The organism is Dorea sp. MB18-49, from assembly GCF_023669465.1.
Lineage (GTDB): Bacteria > Bacillota > Clostridia > Lachnospirales > Lachnospiraceae > Dorea_A > Dorea_A longicatena.
The window spans coordinates 17,030-35,144 of sequence record NZ_JAMOYX010000011.1 but is presented as its reverse complement, the minus strand read 5'-3'; the positions used below and the strand labels follow the sequence as shown (position 1 = coordinate 35,144).

At 42.2% G+C, this 18,115-nt stretch carries 18 protein-coding genes and 1 other RNA gene; 13 read left to right on the top strand and 6 right to left on the bottom strand.

The window, feature by feature from the left end; translation table 11 throughout:
- Nucleotides 1–70: 70 nt before the first annotated feature.
- Nucleotides 71–832 (bottom strand): type I 3-dehydroquinate dehydratase, encoded by a 762-nt coding sequence (gene aroD, locus NCY30_RS05270; RefSeq protein WP_173784405.1) that lies wholly within the window; start codon nucleotides 830–832, stop codon nucleotides 71–73.
- 14 nt (nucleotides 833–846) lie between these two features.
- A complete protein-coding gene (locus tag NCY30_RS05265) occupies nucleotides 847–1,734 on the bottom strand; it encodes a shikimate dehydrogenase (protein WP_006426721.1) in 888 nt (295 codons plus the stop codon).
- A gap of 185 nt (nucleotides 1,735–1,919) precedes the next feature.
- Here NCY30_RS05265 and spoIVA point away from each other — a divergent pair, with 185 nt between their 5' ends.
- The 5 genes from spoIVA (at nucleotide 1,920) to rnpB (ending at nucleotide 6,399) form a co-directional block, all read left to right on the top strand.
- Nucleotides 1,920–3,392 (top strand): stage IV sporulation protein A, encoded by a 1,473-nt coding sequence (gene spoIVA / locus NCY30_RS05260; protein ID WP_161169929.1) that lies wholly within the window; start codon nucleotides 1,920–1,922, stop codon nucleotides 3,390–3,392.
- Nucleotides 3,393–3,542: 150 nt separating this feature from the next.
- Complete coding sequence (locus tag NCY30_RS05255) at nucleotides 3,543–4,691, top strand: iron-containing alcohol dehydrogenase (protein WP_173784404.1); 1,149 nt, start codon at nucleotides 3,543–3,545, stop codon at nucleotides 4,689–4,691.
- A 104-nt stretch (nucleotides 4,692–4,795) separates the two neighbouring features.
- Nucleotides 4,796–5,266, top strand: coding sequence for a MogA/MoaB family molybdenum cofactor biosynthesis protein (locus NCY30_RS05250; RefSeq protein ID WP_022416079.1), 471 nt, complete (start codon nucleotides 4,796–4,798; stop codon nucleotides 5,264–5,266).
- Between the two features lie 3 nt (nucleotides 5,267–5,269).
- Nucleotides 5,270–5,956 (top strand): MBL fold metallo-hydrolase, encoded by a 687-nt coding sequence (locus NCY30_RS05245; RefSeq protein ID WP_161169915.1) that lies wholly within the window; start codon nucleotides 5,270–5,272, stop codon nucleotides 5,954–5,956.
- A 91-nt stretch (nucleotides 5,957–6,047) separates the two neighbouring features.
- Nucleotides 6,048–6,399, top strand: an RNA gene (rnpB, locus tag NCY30_RS05240) — RNase P RNA component class A.
- Nucleotides 6,400–6,454: 55 nt separating this feature from the next.
- On the opposite strand, the gene NCY30_RS05235 is transcribed toward rnpB, so the two are convergent.
- Genes NCY30_RS05235 through NCY30_RS05225 form a run of 3 tightly spaced genes read right to left on the bottom strand, consistent with a single transcriptional unit; the run spans nucleotide 6,455 to nucleotide 8,385 of the window.
- On the bottom strand, nucleotides 6,455–6,901 hold the full coding sequence (locus NCY30_RS05235; RefSeq protein ID WP_022416081.1) for an aspartate carbamoyltransferase regulatory subunit: 447 nt from the start codon (nucleotides 6,899–6,901) through the stop codon (nucleotides 6,455–6,457).
- Nucleotides 6,902–6,914: 13 nt separating this feature from the next.
- Nucleotides 6,915–7,832 carry an aspartate carbamoyltransferase gene (gene pyrB / locus NCY30_RS05230; RefSeq protein ID WP_006426711.1) on the bottom strand — a complete coding sequence of 306 codons (918 nt, stop codon included), beginning with the start codon at nucleotides 7,830–7,832 and terminating at the stop codon, nucleotides 6,915–6,917.
- 16 nt (nucleotides 7,833–7,848) lie between these two features.
- The gene (locus tag NCY30_RS05225) at nucleotides 7,849–8,385 is read right to left on the bottom strand and encodes a nitroreductase family protein (RefSeq protein ID WP_022416082.1); all 537 of its coding nucleotides are present in this window, start codon (nucleotides 8,383–8,385) and stop codon (nucleotides 7,849–7,851) included.
- 181 nt (nucleotides 8,386–8,566) lie between these two features.
- Here NCY30_RS05225 and pheA point away from each other — a divergent pair, with 181 nt between their 5' ends.
- The 3 genes from pheA to NCY30_RS05210 are packed head-to-tail and all read left to right on the top strand — an operon-like array spanning nucleotide 8,567 to nucleotide 12,377.
- Entirely contained in the window at nucleotides 8,567–9,697 is a 1,131-nt protein-coding gene (gene pheA, locus NCY30_RS05220) for a prephenate dehydratase (protein WP_173784403.1), read from the top strand.
- Nucleotides 9,698–9,734: 37 nt separating this feature from the next.
- Nucleotides 9,735–11,024 (top strand): ATP-binding protein, encoded by a 1,290-nt coding sequence (locus NCY30_RS05215; protein WP_006426708.1) that lies wholly within the window; start codon nucleotides 9,735–9,737, stop codon nucleotides 11,022–11,024.
- Nucleotides 11,025–11,027: 3 nt separating this feature from the next.
- Entirely contained in the window at nucleotides 11,028–12,377 is a 1,350-nt protein-coding gene (locus tag NCY30_RS05210) for an MATE family efflux transporter (RefSeq protein ID WP_201832221.1), read from the top strand.
- On the opposite strand, the gene NCY30_RS05205 is transcribed toward NCY30_RS05210, so the two are convergent.
- Complete coding sequence (locus NCY30_RS05205; RefSeq protein ID WP_161169917.1) at nucleotides 12,374–14,113, bottom strand: Rqc2 family fibronectin-binding protein; 1,740 nt, start codon at nucleotides 14,111–14,113, stop codon at nucleotides 12,374–12,376. The two genes, NCY30_RS05210 and NCY30_RS05205, sit on opposite strands and share 4 nt — an antisense overlap.
- Before the next feature lie 126 nt (nucleotides 14,114–14,239).
- Here NCY30_RS05205 and NCY30_RS05200 point away from each other — a divergent pair, with 126 nt between their 5' ends.
- From NCY30_RS05200 to pgsA, 5 genes are all read left to right on the top strand, one after another.
- Entirely contained in the window at nucleotides 14,240–15,121 is an 882-nt protein-coding gene (locus tag NCY30_RS05200; RefSeq protein WP_006426705.1) for a YicC/YloC family endoribonuclease, read from the top strand.
- 36 nt (nucleotides 15,122–15,157) lie between these two features.
- Entirely contained in the window at nucleotides 15,158–15,778 is a 621-nt protein-coding gene (gene gmk, locus NCY30_RS05195; RefSeq protein WP_006426704.1) for a guanylate kinase, read from the top strand.
- A 4-nt stretch (nucleotides 15,779–15,782) separates the two neighbouring features.
- Nucleotides 15,783–16,031: a DNA-directed RNA polymerase subunit omega gene (rpoZ, locus tag NCY30_RS05190; protein WP_161169918.1), complete on the top strand. Its 249-nt coding sequence runs from the start codon at nucleotides 15,783–15,785 to the stop codon at nucleotides 16,029–16,031.
- Between the two features lie 182 nt (nucleotides 16,032–16,213).
- On the top strand, nucleotides 16,214–17,536 hold the full coding sequence (gene rimO, locus NCY30_RS05185; protein ID WP_006426702.1) for a 30S ribosomal protein S12 methylthiotransferase RimO: 1,323 nt from the start codon (nucleotides 16,214–16,216) through the stop codon (nucleotides 17,534–17,536).
- Entirely contained in the window at nucleotides 17,536–18,078 is a 543-nt protein-coding gene (pgsA, locus tag NCY30_RS05180; RefSeq protein WP_006426701.1) for a CDP-diacylglycerol--glycerol-3-phosphate 3-phosphatidyltransferase, read from the top strand. The genes rimO and pgsA overlap by 1 nt, the downstream gene beginning before the upstream one ends.
- Nucleotides 18,079–18,115 lie beyond the last annotated feature (37 nt).

Sequence of the window (18,115 nt, the reverse complement as noted above, 5' to 3'; positions counted from 1 at the left end):
AAATAAATGTAATAAACATAAAATGAGGGCCTGTGGGAATATCCATGGGCCCTCTCTCTTTTTTCGTTTTTTACAATGCATCGTGCACAATCTGAAGTGCCTGATGTAATTTTTCTGCTCCGATCTGTCCAGGTGCAGAAGCCTGTGCTCCGGAACCAAATGTCAGACAGGAACCAAATGCCTCGCAGGCAATACGGCTGATACTTCCAAGTCCAGCCATAGACATGGTGATGATCGGTCTGTCGGCATAGTCTGATGCCATCTCTTCAGTAGCAGAAAGAAGGGTCAGAACATCTTTTTTGGTCTGTGGCATAACAGCCATTTTAGGAATATCGGCCCCCATATCCTGCATTTTGCGGAGACGGTAAATGAGATCAGATTTGGCAGGTGTTTTGTCAAAATCATGATTAGAGGCAATGACCTTTGCACCGGAAGCGTGGATTGCATCAATCATCTCCCGTACAATGTCATCTCCTGTAAAGATCTCTACGTCAATAATATCAGCATTGCCGGTTGCTGCAACTGCTTTGTTAAGGTCGGCATATTTTTCTGTGGACATTGGATGTACGCCGCCTTCTTTGTCTGTACGGAAGGTACAGAGAAGAGGAGTATCGCCCATTACATCACGAAGTTCTTTGACGAGTTCTGAGACTTTTGCAATATCTTCAACATCTTCGTACCAGTCCATCCGCCATTCCATCAGATCCATATGCATGCCAAGATATGTACGGGTAAGGGAAAGGATGTCTTCTTTTGTCTTTCCGACATTAGGAATGCAGATTGCCGGAATTCCATTTCCGAGTTCCAGATTTCTTACTTTTACAGTGTTCATAGAAAAAATTCTCCTTAATCTTCATAAACGTAGGAAATTCCCAGTTTTTCTTTCATGTATTCACTGTCCACACGCTTGCCGAGGATCAGTTCGATAGCTGCAATTGCCTGGAAGAGCATCATGCCCTGTCCGTTCATTGTTTTACATCCGGCGTGTCTTGCCATTTTCAACATTGCTGTTTCGTGTGGGGCGTAGACAACGTCTGTGACGATAAGATCAGGACGGAAGAAAGAAGGATCAGGAATATAAGTGATTCCTTCGAGTGGCTTCATTCCAACGCCTGTGGCATTTGTGAAAAGATAAGAAGAATGCATCTCTTCTTTTAATTTATCCAGATCTTCCAGAGGGTAGAATGTTGCTTTACAATTGGTATTTTCGTTAATTTTCTTTACCGTATCGAGTGCATTCTGTTTGAACTTGTCATCTCTTGCGAAGATAGACATCTCAGCAACACCATCCAGTGCAGCCTGGATCTCAACAGCAGTAGCAGCTCCGCCGGAACCTACAATTGTTACTTTCTTTCCGGTAGGGTCAATGTCATTGTCCTTTAAAGACTGTACATAACCGATACCGTCTGTGATGTGTCCGACCAGGTAGCCGTCTTTATTGACGATGGTATTTACCGCACCACAGAGTTTGGCAGCCGGAGAGATTTCATCCAGATACTGATGTACGATTGTCTTATTTGGCATAGAAACATTGGCACCACGCATCTTCAGTGCGCGTAAGCCCTTGATTGCATCTTCAAGTTCAGGTGCATCTACTTCAAATGCAAGATTTACAATGTCAACACCTAGCTTTTCGTAAGCTGCATTATGTGTTGCAGGTGACTGCGAGTGGCGGATTGGATAAGCCAGAAGACCGATTAATTCGGTGTGTCCGGTAATCTGATGTCTTTCCATAATAAGAATCTCCTTTTTGTAATAAAACTTTATCTTTGCTTATATTTTAACAAATTACAGATGCATAAACAAATGCTAAACAGATACGGAAATGATAGAAAATGACTATTGATCTGTAGTGCAAGTTCTATAAAGAGCGAAGAAGTGCATATACTTTAACAGCACAACGGGAAGGAGCAGGGAAAGTGGACACAGAACAGTTATATAAAGATATAAAAGCGAGAACAAACGGAGAAATCTATATCGGCGTTGTCGGACCGGTAAGAACAGGAAAATCGACATTTATCAAACGCTTTATGGATGTAATGGTGTTGCCAAGAATGGAAGATGAACATAAGAAAGAGCGGACAAGAGACGAACTTCCTCAGTCTGCGGCAGGCAAGACGATTATGACAACAGAGCCCAAATTTGTACCGAAAGATGCTGCAGTGATACGTCTGAACCAGGATGTTGAAGTAAGGATCCGTCTGATTGACTGTGTCGGATATATGGTAAAGGGTGCTTCGGGACACGAGGAGGCCGGGCATGAACGTATGGTAAAGACTCCGTGGTATCAGGAAGAAATACCATTTACCAAGGCAGCGGTGATCGGTACACAAAAAGTGATTCATGAACATGCAACGATAGGAATCGTGGTAACAACCGATGGAACGATTACAGATATTCTGCCGGAAAATTATGAAGATGCGGAGGCACGGACTATAAGAGAACTTCAGTCTATCCGAAAACCATTTGTAGTACTGGTGAATTCAAAAAAACCACATGGCCAGGAGGCTAAGGAGAAGGCAAAAAAACTGGAAGATACATATGGAGTTAAAGCAATGACCGTAAATTGTGAACAAATAAAGGAAGAAGATATTTATCGGATTCTGGAGGCCGTTTTGTATGAATTCCCGATATCTGAGGTACAGTTTTATATACCGAAATGGGTGGAAATGCTTCCGGTTACACACAAGATCAAACAGGACCTTCTGGAACATATACAAAAAATCCTCGAACACCTGGAAGAGATCAGAGATGCGGCAGCTTTAACCGGAAGACCGGAAAGTCCATACATAAAAGACTGGTATGTAGAACAGATACAGATGGATACAGGCTGTGTTATCATTCAGATCCACATGTATGAAAAATATTATTATGAAATGTTAAGTGAGATGACAGGAACTACGATCACAGGCCAGTATGATCTGATAAAGACGATGCAGAAACTTTCAATCTTAAAGAATGAATATGAAAATGTAGAAGATGCATTTACTGCAGTCCGGATGAAAGGGTATGGAGTAGTCAGCCCGACAAAAGAAGAGATCGTACTGGATGAACCAGAGATTATCAGACAGGGAAATAAATATGGGGTGAAAATTCATTCGCAGGCGCCGTCCATTCATTTGATCCGTGCTAATATAGAGACGGAGATAGCCCCGATTGTTGGAAATGAGCAGCAGGCGAAAGATTTGATCCAGTATATTAAAAATGAGGAAAAAATGGAAGGAGGTATCTGGAAAACCAGTATATTCGGAAAGACAGTAGAAGAACTTGTCATGGACGGGATGAAGAATAAAATGGCAGTTATTAATGACGAAAGCCAGGAAAAACTTCAGGATACTATGCAAAAGGTTGTGAATGACAGTAATGGAGGCATGGTGTGTATCATTATTTAGAATTATGACTTAAAATTCAAAAAACACTTGAAATATAGAATAGAATGTGTCTATAATATGAATTAGGAATTGGTAAAGGGGCCATACTCGTCAGGGTGTGGTCTCTTTTTTTTACCATAATAGACAATAAGAATCTGGAGGATGATAAAAATGAAAGATTACACGTTCAAAGTACCGCAGGATATTGTATTTGGTGTAGGCTCTTTAAAAAGACTGCCGGAGCTTCTTGAAAAAAGCGGATCTAAAAAGATGATGGTAGTATCAGACAGAGGACTGGAGAAATTAGGAGTCGTACAGAAAGTGCTGGATATTGTGGAGGCAGAAGGTATAGAAACAGTAAGTTTCCTTGATATTCTTCCAAACCCTACAGTAGATATGGTAAATGCGGCGACAAAGGTATATAAGGAATCAGGAGCGACAAGTATAGTTGCACTTGGAGGAGGAAGCCCGATGGATGTTGCCAAGGCAGTAGGTGTTCTGGCAAGATACGGCGGATCCATTACAGAGTATGAAGGTGCACATCTTGTTCCGGGACCGATCGAACCAATCATAGCAATCCCTACTACAGCAGGTACCGGAAGTGAAGTTACGGCGTTCTCCGTTATTACAGATACCACCAGAAATTATAAATTAACGGTTTTCAGCTATGAATTACTTCCAAAATACGCACTGTTAGATCCGGAGATGATCATGTCTGTACCACCGATGGTTGCGGCTTCATGTGGAATTGATGCACTGATCCATGCATGGGAAGCATATACATCACTTGGCGCTTCACCGTTTTCTGATGCAATGGCAGAAAAAGCAATGGAACTGATCGGCGGTAATATCCGTAGATTTGTGGCAAACAGAAAGGACGAGGAAGCTGCATGTGCAATGATGTCAGGAAGTATGTTTGCGGGAATTGCATTTGCTTGGGCAAGACTTGGAGATGTACATGCCATGTCACATCCGGTCAGCGCATTCTTTGGTGTACAGCATGGAGTGGCCAATTCAATCCTTCTTCCGGTAATTGTAGAATATAATGCGCTGGCAGATCATGGACGTTACGAAAAGATTTACAATTATATCAGCGAAGAAAAAGAGCCGGTGAAAGATTTTAAACCGGAAATGCTGGTAGAAGAAATCAAGAAACTGAATGCATCTATGGGAATTCCAAAAACACTTTCCGAGGTCGGTGTAACCGAAGATAAGATTCCACAGATGGCTGCAGATGCGATGAAGAGTGGAAATATTGCGGCTAATCCAAGACAGACAACATTAAAGGATGTGGAGATGTTGTACCGCAAAGCTTTATAGTATGATATTTTATTGATTCTGTATGTGTAAGATTGCATTATTTTCATAAAAGGGTTAAAATATAAAAGTATATGACTATCACAAATGAACGTTGGAGGTACGATATGAGAGTAGCAATTATTACGGCAAATACAGATATATACAAAGGAACGAAAGCGAATGAAAGCGGGGAAGCAGTGAAGCTTGTGGCAGAAGAAGCTGGACTTGAAGTTGTCTTTATGCGGGCACTTCCACTGGACAGAGAAGTATTGTCAACTGTTATGAAGCGCATGACAGATGGAAAAACAGCAGATCTGATCCTTACAACAGGCGGTGCGGGATGTAATCCAGGTGACTGTACACCAGAAGCAACAATGAATATTGTAGACAGACCGGTACCGGGGATTCCTGAAGCAATGAGAGCGCATACTATGAAACTGACAAGACGCAGTATGCTGAACAGAAGTGTGGCCGGAATCAGTGGAGATACACTGATCGTAAACCTTCCGGGAAAAGCACAGGCAGTAAAAGAAAGTCTCAGATTCTTACTTCCGGAACTTGTGCATGCTGTAAAGGTTATCAAGGGAGAGGCATAAAGAATGAAGATCACGTACCTGGATCACAGCGGTTTTGCTGTAGAATACAAAAAATATGTATTGATCTTCGACTGGTATAAAGGTAAACTTCCTGAATTTGATTCGGAAAAAGAAATTTATGTATTTTCCAGCCATTCACATTATGATCATTTTGACCGGAAAATATTTGAGCTGGAGGACATATATCCGAACGTAAGATATGTACTGTCGGCAGATATTACAGAAAAGCCGGTCCCTTCAAAGGTATGGTTTGTTATTGCCGACAAAGAATATCGGATTGGTAATCTGAAAGTACAGACACTTCATTCTACGGATGCGGGTGTAGCATTTCTTGTGTATGTAGATGATAGGATTATTTATCACGCAGGAGATCTGAACTGGTGGCATTGGGAAGAAGAAAGTGAATATTATAACGAACAGATGCGGATGGATTATCAGAAAGAAATCCATAAATTAAAAAATATACGGATTGATGTAGCATTTGTTCCGTTAGATCCAAGACAGGAAGAGCAATATTACTGGGGACTGGATTATTTCATGAAGCATACAGATACAGAACTGGTCTTTCCGATGCATATGTGGGGACACTATGAAGTTTATGAGAAACTTATGAATAATCCGCAGGCAGAATCCTATAAAGAACATGTAATGCATGTAAAGGTACCAGGACAGGTATTCGAATTGCCATAAGTCTGAAAGAAATTGTCTGATTATGAAATCGGAAAAAAGGTTTGTTATTTTGAATAAATAGTGCTATAATAATAAACGCTTTTGAAAAGTGCAAGTAAGACAGGTAATCGCAGCTGCAGATGCCGAAAGGCAGCAGGTGAGGAAAGTCCGGGCTTCACAGGGCAGGATGCCGGATAACGTCCGGTGGAGGCGACTCCAAGGATAGTGCAACAGAAATATACCGCCAGGATATAATTCTGGTAAGGGTGGAAGGGCAGTGTAAGAGACTACCGCCTTGCTGGTAACAGCAGGGGCATATGTAAACCCCATTCGAAGCAAGACCGGATAAAGACAATGTGGCGGCCCGTCACGTCTTAGGTAGGTTGCTTGAACCCATTGGTAACGATGGGTCTAGAAAGATGATTACCCAACGACATAACCCGGCTTATCGTTTTGCTTGCAATTTGAATGAATATAAAAATACCGTCTGATATTAATTATCAGGCGGTATTTTTTGCTTTATTTGCGTCTTCCGTCATATTTTTCTTCGCAGTATTTACAGCGGTAAACTTCTTTTTCAGGATCTGTAAGTACGAAGACATGATCCAGTCCCTGCTCGATCGAAGTGATGCAGCGAGGATTCTTGCAGTGAATCACGTTGCGGATTTCGTGAGGCAGATGGAGAGCTTTTTTGTCTACGATCTCAGAATTTTTTATAATATTTACGGTAATATTATGATCAATAAAACCGAGGATGTCCAGATCCATAAAGTCGATCGGACACTCAATTTTCATGATATCTTTCTTTCCCATTTTATTACTCTTTGCATTTTTTATGATTGCAACGCAGCAGTCCAGTTTATCCAGATGCAGGTATTTATAGATATCCATGCTTCGCCCTGCCTGGATATGATCCAGAACAAATCCTTCTTCAATACGTCCGACAGTTAATGTATTTTTTACCATTGTTATCTTCCTCCTAAACTTCAATTCCCAAAAGTGTAAGTATCAGTGCCATACGGATGTAAACACCATATTGTACCTGTTTGAAATAAGCAGCTCTTGGGTCATTGTCTACTTCTGTGGCGATTTCATTTACCCTTGGGAGTGGATGGAGAATATACATATCATCTTTCGCAAGCTCCATTTTCTTGTTGTCCAGGATGTAGAAGTCTTTCATACGTACATAATCTTCTTCGTTGAAGAAACGTTCTTTCTGAACACGGGTCATGTAAAGAATGTCCAGATCAGGAAGGGCATCTTCCAGTCGTACTACCTCTTCGTAAGGAATATTCTGACGGTCTAATACATCGTTCTTGATATAGCTTGGAAGCTTTAATTCTTCCGGTGAGATCAGAACAAAACGGATCCCCGGATAACGTACCAGTGCATGGATCAGAGAGTGTACGGTACGGCCGAATTTCAGATCGCCGCATAATCCGATTGTCATATTATCGAGTCGACCTTTTAAAGAACGGATTGTAAGCAGATCTGTAAGTGTCTGGGTCGGATGCTGGTGTCCACCGTCACCGGCATTGATCACCGGAATTGTGGCATGCTGGCTTGCAACCATAGCGGCACCCTCTTTTGGATGGCGCATTGCACAGATATCTGCAAAGCAGGAAATTACACGAATCGTATCTGCTACACTTTCCCCTTTGGAAGCAGAACTTGAATCTGCGGATGAGAAACCAAGAACGCTGCCACCCAGATTGATCATAGCTGCTTCATGGCTTAATCTGGTACGTGTGCTCGGTTCATAGAAAAGAGTGGCAAGCTTTTTGCCTTCACATGCGTGTGCATATTTTTTCGGATTTGCCTCGATATCTTTTGCAAGATCCATTAAATTGTCAAGTTCTTCCACAGAAAAATCCAGTGGACTTAATAAGTGTCTCATGTCAAAACCTCCTGTTTTATAAATAAGTTAATAAATCATCGACAGATTTTCTCTTAGGTGCATCAGGATCAATATCAGGATATCCGATGGCGATGAGAGCAGCAAGCTCCTGATCTTCCGGAATATGTAAAAGATCGGTGATGCCGTCTTCATCCCAGATGCCCATGATTACAGTTCCAAGACCAGCTTCGTGAGCGGCAAGGCAAAGTGTCTGACTTGCAACACCGACATCGAACATCTGCCAGCGGTCTTCTTTTTTGGTGCTGTAGGAACCGTCGCGTTCAAAACCGCAGCGCCCTTTTTTGAAAGTAACTGCAATAAGCATTGGTGCCTGCTTTATAATTTTTGCGTTGAAATCTGGGGTGTAATCAGTAACGATTTTATCAAGAATAGAAGAATCTTCGATTGCGATATATCGAGTGATCTGAGTGTTCTTCCAGGAAGGAGAATAAGATGCTGCACCGATCAGGGATTCTAAAGTTGCGTGATCTACAGGATCAGGCTTGAATTTGCGAATGCTTCTTCTTGTTTTGATACATTCTAAAGTATTCATGGTTTTACCTCCGTTTTCAAATCTCTCATACATCATATAATATTTAACGATGATTTTCAATGTCTTGAAAAATTTTTCGATGATTTTTTTAAATCAGGATGGGTAGATTTTATTTTTGGAATGTATTATAATTTAATAAATACGCAGATTTCCTGCATAATATACAAAAAGGAGAGAGTAAATGACATCATTGGAAGAACTTAGAACGCAGTTAAGTGATGTTGATGATCAGATTACGGATCTTTATGAAAAGCGAATGAAGATTTGTGAGGATCTCGGGACCTGTAAGATTAAAAATGGTTATAAAACATTTGACCGTCAGCGTGAAAAGAATAAAATAGCAGAAGTGATGGGAAAAGTTTCATCAGACTTTAATAAAAAAGGAATCGGAGAAGTATATGAACTGCTTCTTGCGATCAGTAGAAAATTACAGTACAAGCAGCTTGTAGAAGCAGGTGCACTTGGAAGACTTCCGTTTATCGGCATTGATTCACTGGATAAGGATACAGCAAGGGTAGTATTTCAGGGAACAGAAGGGGCTTACAGTCAGGCGGCAATGGAACATTATTTTGGAAAAGGATGTAACAGCTATCATGTACATACATTCCGGGAGGCAATGGAGGCAATTGAAGAAGGCGCGGCAGATTATGCAGTACTTCCGATTGAAAATTCAACAGCGGGAGCAGTGAATGAAATCTATGACCTTCTGGTAGAATTTGAAAATTATATTGTCGGAGAGACGATCATCCCGATCAAAAATACATTGTCAGGATTACCGGGAACAGATATATCTGAGATTGAACGTGTATATTCCAAGGTGGAAGCACTTATGCAGGCATCGCATTTTCTGGGAGAACACGGAGACTGGCAGCAGATCAGTGTAGCGAATACCGCACTTGCTGCAAAGAAGATACTTGAAGACCAGGATAAACATCAGGCGGCTGTATGCAGTGCTTATGCGGCATCCGTATACGGACTTTCTGTGCTTGCAGATAGTATCAATGATGAAAAGAATAATTCGACCAGATTCATCGTTATCACAAACCAGAAAGTATTCTTAAAAGATGCGAAGAAGATAAGCATTTGTCTGGAGCTCCCTCATGAAAGCAGTTCTCTTTATCATCTGCTTTCACATTTTGCGTATAATGATCTGAATATGACAAAAATTGAATCCCGGCCGATGGAAGGAAAAAGCTGGGAATACCGCTTCTTTATTGATTTCGAGGGAAATCTTGCGGATCCCGCGGTGAAAAATGCAATCAGGGGACTTCGTGAAGAGGGAAGAAATTTAAGAATTCTTGGAAATTACTAGGCATAGCAGGTCGGATATAAAATTGGAGGAATGACAAATGAGAACAAATGAGCTGATGTTATATAAACATATGGAGGAAGGACAGATCCTTCAGGATATGACATTCTTAATGGAGAATTATCAGAATGATTACTATAACATGGAAGATATGAAGGGACTGTTATATGATGCGGTCAACGAGATTCTGGAGATGGCTGTAAGCCACGGATTCGAGGGAGATCTCTGGCATAATTATCTGACTTACCTGATGGCAAGTCATGAGAATGCTTACAGTACCTCCTGTGAGATCGTAGGACCAGTAGACGGAAGTATCAACCAGGTTGCACTGCATGATTTTGAAATCTTCAAAGAATTATTTGATTATGACTTTGCAGATCTGGAGAATGTGATGGGTGTGGACTGTATCTCTATGTTACATGATTATGTCGGAACCAGCGGACACGGAAGTGTGTTCAATCAGAGAATCCGCGACCGTATCTGTGATCTGAGCAAAGCACTTGCAGAAACTGAGACCGCGGTAGAATTCAAGGATATCATGACACAGTTCTACAAGGAATTCGGTGTAGGAAAGCTAGGACTTCACAAAGCGTTCCGTATCGCACATACAGAAGAAGGGGCATTGATCGAGCCGATCACGAAGATTGCACACGTACATTTGGATGATCTGGTCGGATATGAGATTGCCAAGAAAAAGCTGATCGATAATACAAAAGCATTTGTAGAAGGCAAGAAAGCCAATAACTGTCTGTTATTCGGTGATGCCGGAACAGGAAAATCGTCTTCCATCAAAGCAATCCTGAATCAGTATTACGATCAGGGACTTCGTATGATCGAAGTATACAAGCACCAGTTTAAGGATCTGAATGATGTGATCGCACAGATCAAGAACCGTAATTACAAATTCATCATTTACATGGACGATCTTTCTTTTGAAGAGTTTGAGATCGAATATAAATACCTGAAGGCAGTGATCGAAGGCGGACTCGAGAAGAAGCCGGATAACGTACTAATCTATGCAACTTCGAACAGAAGACACCTGATCCGTGAGACATTCAAAGATAAAGAAGACAGAGATGAAGAACTTCATACAAATGATACTGTTCAGGAAAAGCTGTCCCTGGTGGCAAGATTCGGTGTTACGATCTACTTTGGAAAACCGGATAAGAAGCAGTTCCAGGAGATCGTACGTGAACTGGCAAAGAAGAACGGAATTGATATGCCGGATGATGAATTATTGCTGGAAGCAAACAAGTGGGAATTAAGCCACGGAGGATTATCCGGAAGAACCGCCCAGCAGTTTATCGATTACCTGGCAGGAACCAGATAAGATTTGAAAAAAGATCTTACAACCGGAAATGTGACAAAGACAATGCTGCTGTTTGCAGGTCCTATGATCTTGGGAAACCTGCTGCAGCAGTGTTATAATATTGTGGACATGCTGATTGTCGGAAGGGCGCTTGGGGCGGGGGCTCTGGCGGCAGTAGGCTCGGCATACAGTCTGATGACATTTCTGACTTCGGTGCTGATCGGAATGTGTATGGGAAGCGGATCATTATTTTCTTATTCAATCGGAAAACGGGATACGGCGCGGCTACAATATGAAATGACGGCATCATTTTCCTTTATTGGAATCGTGACGATCGTGATGAACATTGTTGTGTTTGTGTGTATGAAACCGATCCTGAATATTCTTCAGATACCGGAGGACATTTATGGAATGATGCAGGAATATGTATGGTATATATTCTGGGGCATCTTTTTTGTTTTTCTTTATAATTACTTTTCGTTTCTGCTAAGAGCGGCGGGAGATTCGGTGGTGTCACTGGTATTCCTGGGAATTTCTTCGGGACTGAATATTGTGCTGGATCTTGCACTGGTGTATGGAATCCGTATGGGAATCAAAGGCGCGGCGATCGCGACAGTCATATCCCAGATTGTATCCGGGATTGGAATCTGTATTTATACATGGATGAAAATGCCGGAATTACGTTTTTCCCTGCGGCCGGAAAGAATAAAGGAAAGCCAAAGTGTAATGGGAGAAGTGGTGCGCTATTCGGCTGCGTCAAGTATCCAGCAGTCAGTGATGAATTTTGGAATCCTGATGATACAGGGTCTGGTCAACAGCTTTGGAACCGCAGTCATGGCGGCATTCGCAGCGGCTGTGAAGATTGATTCATTTGCTTATATGCCGGCGCAGGAATTTGCAAATGCATTTTCTATCTTCATTTCCCAGAACCGGGGAGCCGGAAAGGAAAAAAGAGTACAGAAAGGTGTCCGTAGTGCAGTAACGGTATCAGCGGCATTCTGTATCTGTGTGTCGGTGCTGATCTACTTTGGAGCCAGATATCTGATGCTGGCATTTATCGACGGCAGTGAGCATGAGATCATCCGCGTCGGGATACAATATCTGCATATCGAAGGTGCATTTTACTGTGGAATCGGTATTCTGTTCTTGTGGTATGGGTATTACAGAGCGGTCGGAAGACCGGAGATGTCGGTGGTGCTGACGGTGATCTCGCTTGGAACGAGAGTGCTGCTTTCTTATACACTGGCACCGATAAAGTCGATTGGAGTGATTGCAATCTGGTGGTCAATTCCGATTGGATGGTTCCTGGCAGACGTGACAGGATATGTCTATTTGCAATATATGAATAAGAAGGCAAAAATGTGCAGGAATTAATCCTGCACATTTTTTATATTCGATATATCAGAATCGATGACGAGTGAATAGTTTGTATAGTAAACGACGAATCCCGGTTTTGCACCGTTTGGTTTCTTAACGTGTTTTTTCTGAATGTAGTCGATCTCTACTTTGTCAGCACCACGATTCTTAGAATAGTAAGCGGCCAGACGACCTGCTTCTTCAAAGGTACAGTCCGGAAGTTCATCCCCGCCGCTTTTGACGATAACGTGAGATCCCGGAGCACCCTTTGCATGGAACCACCAGTCATTGCCATTGGCAAAAGAAAAAGTAAGTTCTTCATTTTGCAGGTTGTTCTTTCCAACGTACATATCATAACCATCACTGGAAATGTAATGCATTGGTTTGCTGGTCAGTTTAACTTTTTTCTTCGTATGTTTTCTGCGGATATAGCCGCTCTGCATCAGTTCCTCTTTGATCTGGGCAAGATCCGCTTCGCTCAGAGCAATGTCAAGTGCGTTGCTGATAGATTCCAGATACTGGATATCATCGGCAGTTTCCTGGATCAGCTCCGTCAATGCTTCAAATGTACGCTTCTGTTTGTTGTATTTTGCAAAATAACGTTGCGCATTCTCGCCCGGAGTCTGTGTCGGATCAAGCGGGATAGTAATCTCTTCGTTGGTATAATAATTCAGGGCAGTCAGTTCTTTTGATCCCGGTTCCAGATTATAGCCGTAAGTATTGATCAGTTCTCCGTAAACTTTATATTTGTCACGCTTTTCCGTTCCCTTTAACTGCTTGGACTGAAGATCGTATTTTTTGCGGTTCCGTTCCAGTGCTGTCTGGACAACGTGCCGGAGATCTGCACTTTTCTGATGGATTCTGGTCAGTGTGTTACGTGTGGAATAATACGTATAGAGGACTTCCGAGATGGAAAAGAACTCTTTTTTTGTATATTCGTTAAAATGTGTGACCGGAAGGGCGCTGAATTCCTTTGGTGCATTTCCATTATAATAAATAGAAGGATGGAAATTTCCCTGTCTTACGTCCTCCATATAATAGGTAAACTGACGGTACAGATGTGTCAGTACATCTTCGGAAAGATCATGCGCCGTCATGGAAGAGTCCACACCTGCAAGATAACAGATCTCTTCGGCAATGACCGGGCTGATACCTGTCATGCTGGAATAGATTGCTTTGGATACCGGCATCGGTTTTGCAAGGATTGCCGAAATGAATTCTTCCTGCGTAGCCGTCATCGGATTCTTTTTCGACATCGTATCCGGAATAAAGTAATCGCGTCCCGGCAATACTTCACGTACCGAACTCATCTGTGCAGAGACGTGCTTGATACTGTCGATGATGCGTCCGTTCAGATCACAGAAAATAATGTTGCTGTGTTTTCCCATGATCTCGATGATCAGTTTTTTCCTGCACAAGTCACCCATCTCATCCAGATGCTCAATATCCAGGTGGATGATACGCTCGAGTGACGGCTGGGAGACTGCGGTGATCCGTCCGCCTCCGATATGCTTGCGCAGAAGCATGCAGAATCCAGGAGCTGTCATCGGACTTGGTTTGTTCTCGTTGGTTAAATAGATAAGTGGAAGAGAAGCACTGGCAGAGATATAGAGCCTTTTTTGTCCTTCATTTCCTTTTATTGTTAAAAGCAGTTCGTCATTTTCTGGCTGGGCGATCTTGGAGATACGTCCGCCGACCAGAGTATGTTCTAATTCCTGAACGACTGCTGCGACTGTGATTCCGTCAAAAGCCATACAAAGACCTTCCTTTCCTTACAGAATTTCATATTTGTCTAGTATAGCATAGTTGACGAACTTTGCCAAATGTCTTATAATAAATGCTGGTTTATTTTAAATAATGAATAAGAAGAGGATCATATCATGATTAAGAGTATGACAGGATTCGGACGCTGCGAAGCGGCTGATGAGGAACGTAAATTCACGGTTGAGATGAAGGGAGTGAATCATCGTTATCTGGATGCCAATATCCGTATGCCGAAGAAGCTTAATTTTTTTGAAAGTGCCATTCGAAGCCTTTTAAAGGAAAGTGTTCATCGTGGAAAGGTGGACATCTTTATTACATATGAAGACTTTTCAGAGAGTCAGGTCTCTTTAAAATACAATGAGACACTGGCAGCAGAATATCTGGAAAAGTTTAAAATGATGGAAGAAAAATTCTCACTGGAGAATGACATCCGTGTATCCACATTGTCCCGTTATCCGGAAGTCCTCACAATGGAAGAGAAGATGGATGATGAAGAAGAACTGTGGAAAGGACTTAAGAAAGCACTGGATGGTGCGATCGCACAGTTCGTACAGACTAGAACCGTAGAGGGAGAGAATCTGAAGAAGGATCTGATCGCGAAGCTGGACGGTATGCTTGAACTGGTCGGACAGATTGAAGAACGTGCACCGAAGATCATTGCGGAGTACAGAGAAAAGCTAGAAGGAAAAGTAAAAGAACTTCTGGAGGACACACAGATCGATGAGGGACGGATCGCATCAGAGATCGTGATCTTTGCGGACAAGATCTGTACCGATGAAGAAGTGGTACGTCTGAGAAGTCATGTGGAACATATGAAGGCAACCCTTCAGTCTGATGACAGTGGAATCGGACGTAAGCTTGATTTCATTGCACAGGAGATGAACCGTGAAGCGAATACGATTCTTTCGAAGGCGAATGATCTGGAGACTTCCAATATCGGAATCGAACTTAAGACAGAGATTGAGAAAGTCAGAGAGCAGATACAGAATATTGAATAAATCAGATTGTTAAGAAGATTAAAAGAGGGTATCGAAATGAGAGAAAAAGGGATTCTGATCGTTGTATCAGGTTTTTCAGGTTCCGGTAAGGGAACCATTATGAAAGAGCTGTTAAAACAGTATGATAATTATGCATTATCTATTTCCGCCACCACCAGAAATCCGCGTCCGGGAGAAGAAGACGGACGGGAATATTTCTTCAAAACTGTAGAAGATTTTGAAAAAATGATTGCGAAAGAAGAACTGATAGAGTATGCTAGGTACGTGGATAATTACTATGGAACGCCGCGTGCATATGTAGAGGAGCAGTTAGAGGCAGGAAAAGATGTGATTCTTGAGATAGAAATTCAGGGAGCGTTGAAAGTAAAAGAAAAATTCCCGGATACACTGCTTTTGTTTGTAACACCGCCGAGCGCAGAGGAACTTAAGAGCCGTCTGGTGGGCCGTGGAACAGAGACAATGGACGTGATCGAATTCCGCATGAACCGTGCGAAAGAAGAAGCACTGGAGATGGATCAATATGATTATCTGATCATAAATGATGACTTGCAGGAATGCGTAGAAGAGATGCATCAGATCATCCAGGGTGAGCACAGAAGAAGTTTCCGTAACGCTGAATTTATAGAGCATATGAAAGAAGAATTGAAAGGAGAATAAGTGTATGTTACATCCATCTTACACAGACTTAATGAAAGTAGTAAATAAAGACGTTGAAGAGGGCGAAACAAAGGTAGTTAACAGCCGTTATTCCATCGTTATGGCTACAGCAAAGAGAGCAAGAGAGATTATTGACGGATCTATGCCGCTCGTTGATGTAAAGGTTGGCGAAAAGCCGCTTTCTATTGCAATTGATGAGATGAATCAGGGAAAGATGACGATTATTGCACAGGATGAAGAGGAAGAAGAATAAAATCTGACACCTTAAGGATCCGTTGCAGACGGATTCTTTCAGACACATTGCTGACTGAGATACAAAAGGCAGATGCCGCAAGGTGTCTGCCTTTCTTGAACTGGATATAGCAAGATAGCAAAGATGTGTGTCGAATAGAATGCATACTGCAAAAATCAGAAATAAATAAAAAGGAGAACCGAATGAATATATTTTTCGTATCACTTGGCTGTGATAAGAACCTGGTAGATTCAGAGGTCATGCTTGGACTTCTGGATGCGAAAGGATACCAGATTGTTGATGATGAGACACTGGCAGATGTTATGGTGATTAATACCTGTTGTTTTATTCATGACGCAAAAGAAGAAAGTATCCAGACGATTCTGGATATGGCAAGATATAAAGAAGAAGGAAGATTAAAGGCATTGGTTGTAACCGGATGTCTGGCACAGAGATATAAGCAGGAGATTATTGATGAGATCCCGGAAGTTGATGTAGTGCTTGGAACGACTTCGTATGATAAGATTGTAGAAGCAGTAGAAGAAGCACTGGAAGGTAAATCAGAAGTAGAACTTGCCGATATCAATGCGCTGCCGCTTCCGGAGACAAAGAGACTTGTGACGACCGGAGGTCACTATGCATATCTGAAGATTGCAGAAGGCTGTGACAAACACTGTACATACTGTATTATCCCGAAAGTCCGTGGAAATTACCGCAGTGTACCGATGGAGCGTCTGATCAAAGAAGCACAGGAACTGGCTGACCAGGGCGTAAAAGAACTGATCCTGGTTGCACAGGAGACAACGGTATATGGACAGGATATTTACGGTGAAAAATCCCTGCATAAGCTTCTGAAAGAGTTATGTCAGATCAAAGGAATCCGCTGGATCCGCCTTCTGTACTGTTATCCGGAAGAGATTGATGACAATCTGATACAGGTAATGAAAGAAGAACCGAAGATCTGCCATTATCTGGATCTCCCAATCCAGCATGCAAGCGATGCGATCTTAAAGAGAATGGGAAGAAGAACTTCCAAGCAGCAGCTGATCGATACGATCACAAAACTGAGAAAAGAGATTCCGGATATCGCACTTCGTACAACGTTGATCACCGGTTTCCCAGGGGAGACACAGGAGCAGCATGAAGAAGTAATGGAATTCGTAGATGAGATGGAATTTGAAAGACTGGGCGTATTTACTTATTCGCCGGAAGAAGATACTCCGGCGGCGACCATGCCGGATCAGATCGACGAAGAAGTAAAAGAAGACCGTCAGGCAGATATTATGGAGCTGCAGCAGGAGATTGTATTCGATCAGGCAGAAGATATGATCGGAAAAGAAGTACTGGTTATGATCGAAGGAAAAGTTGCCGATGAGAATGCATATGTCGGAAGAACTTACCGCGATGCACCGAATGTAGACGGACTGATTTTTGTAAATACCGATGAAGAACTGATGACTGGTGATTTCGCAAAAGTGAAAGTTACCGGAGCAGCAGAATATGATTTGATAGGAGAGTTGATATAATGAATTTACCAAATAAGTTAACTGTTTTAAGAGTAATCATGGTTCCGTTTTTTGTATTTTTCATGCTGACAGGCGTGGGCGGAGCTGCAAACAAATGGATCGCATTGATTATTTTCTGCGTGGCAAGTCTTACAGATATGCTGGACGGAAAGATCGCCAGAGCCAGAAATCTTGTAACCAATTTCGGAAAGTTTATGGATCCGCTGGCAGATAAACTGCTTGTATGTTCGGCTATGATCTGCATGATCCCGCTTGGAAAACTGCAGGCATGGTTTGTAATCGTAATTATTGCAAGAGAATTTATCATCAGCGGATTCCGTCTGGTAGCAGCAGACAACGATATTGTGATCGCTGCAAGCTACTGGGGAAAATTCAAAACGGTATCCCAGATGTTCATGCTGATCCTTCTGATCGCAGATCTTGGCGGTGCATTTAACATGATCGCACAGGTACTGATCTGGGTATCTCTGGTACTTACAATCGTATCTTTGATCGATTATATTGCAAAGAATGTACAGGTACTGACACAGGGCGGTATGTAGACTCAGAAGAAATTTGTAAAAAAGGCAGATAAGGATT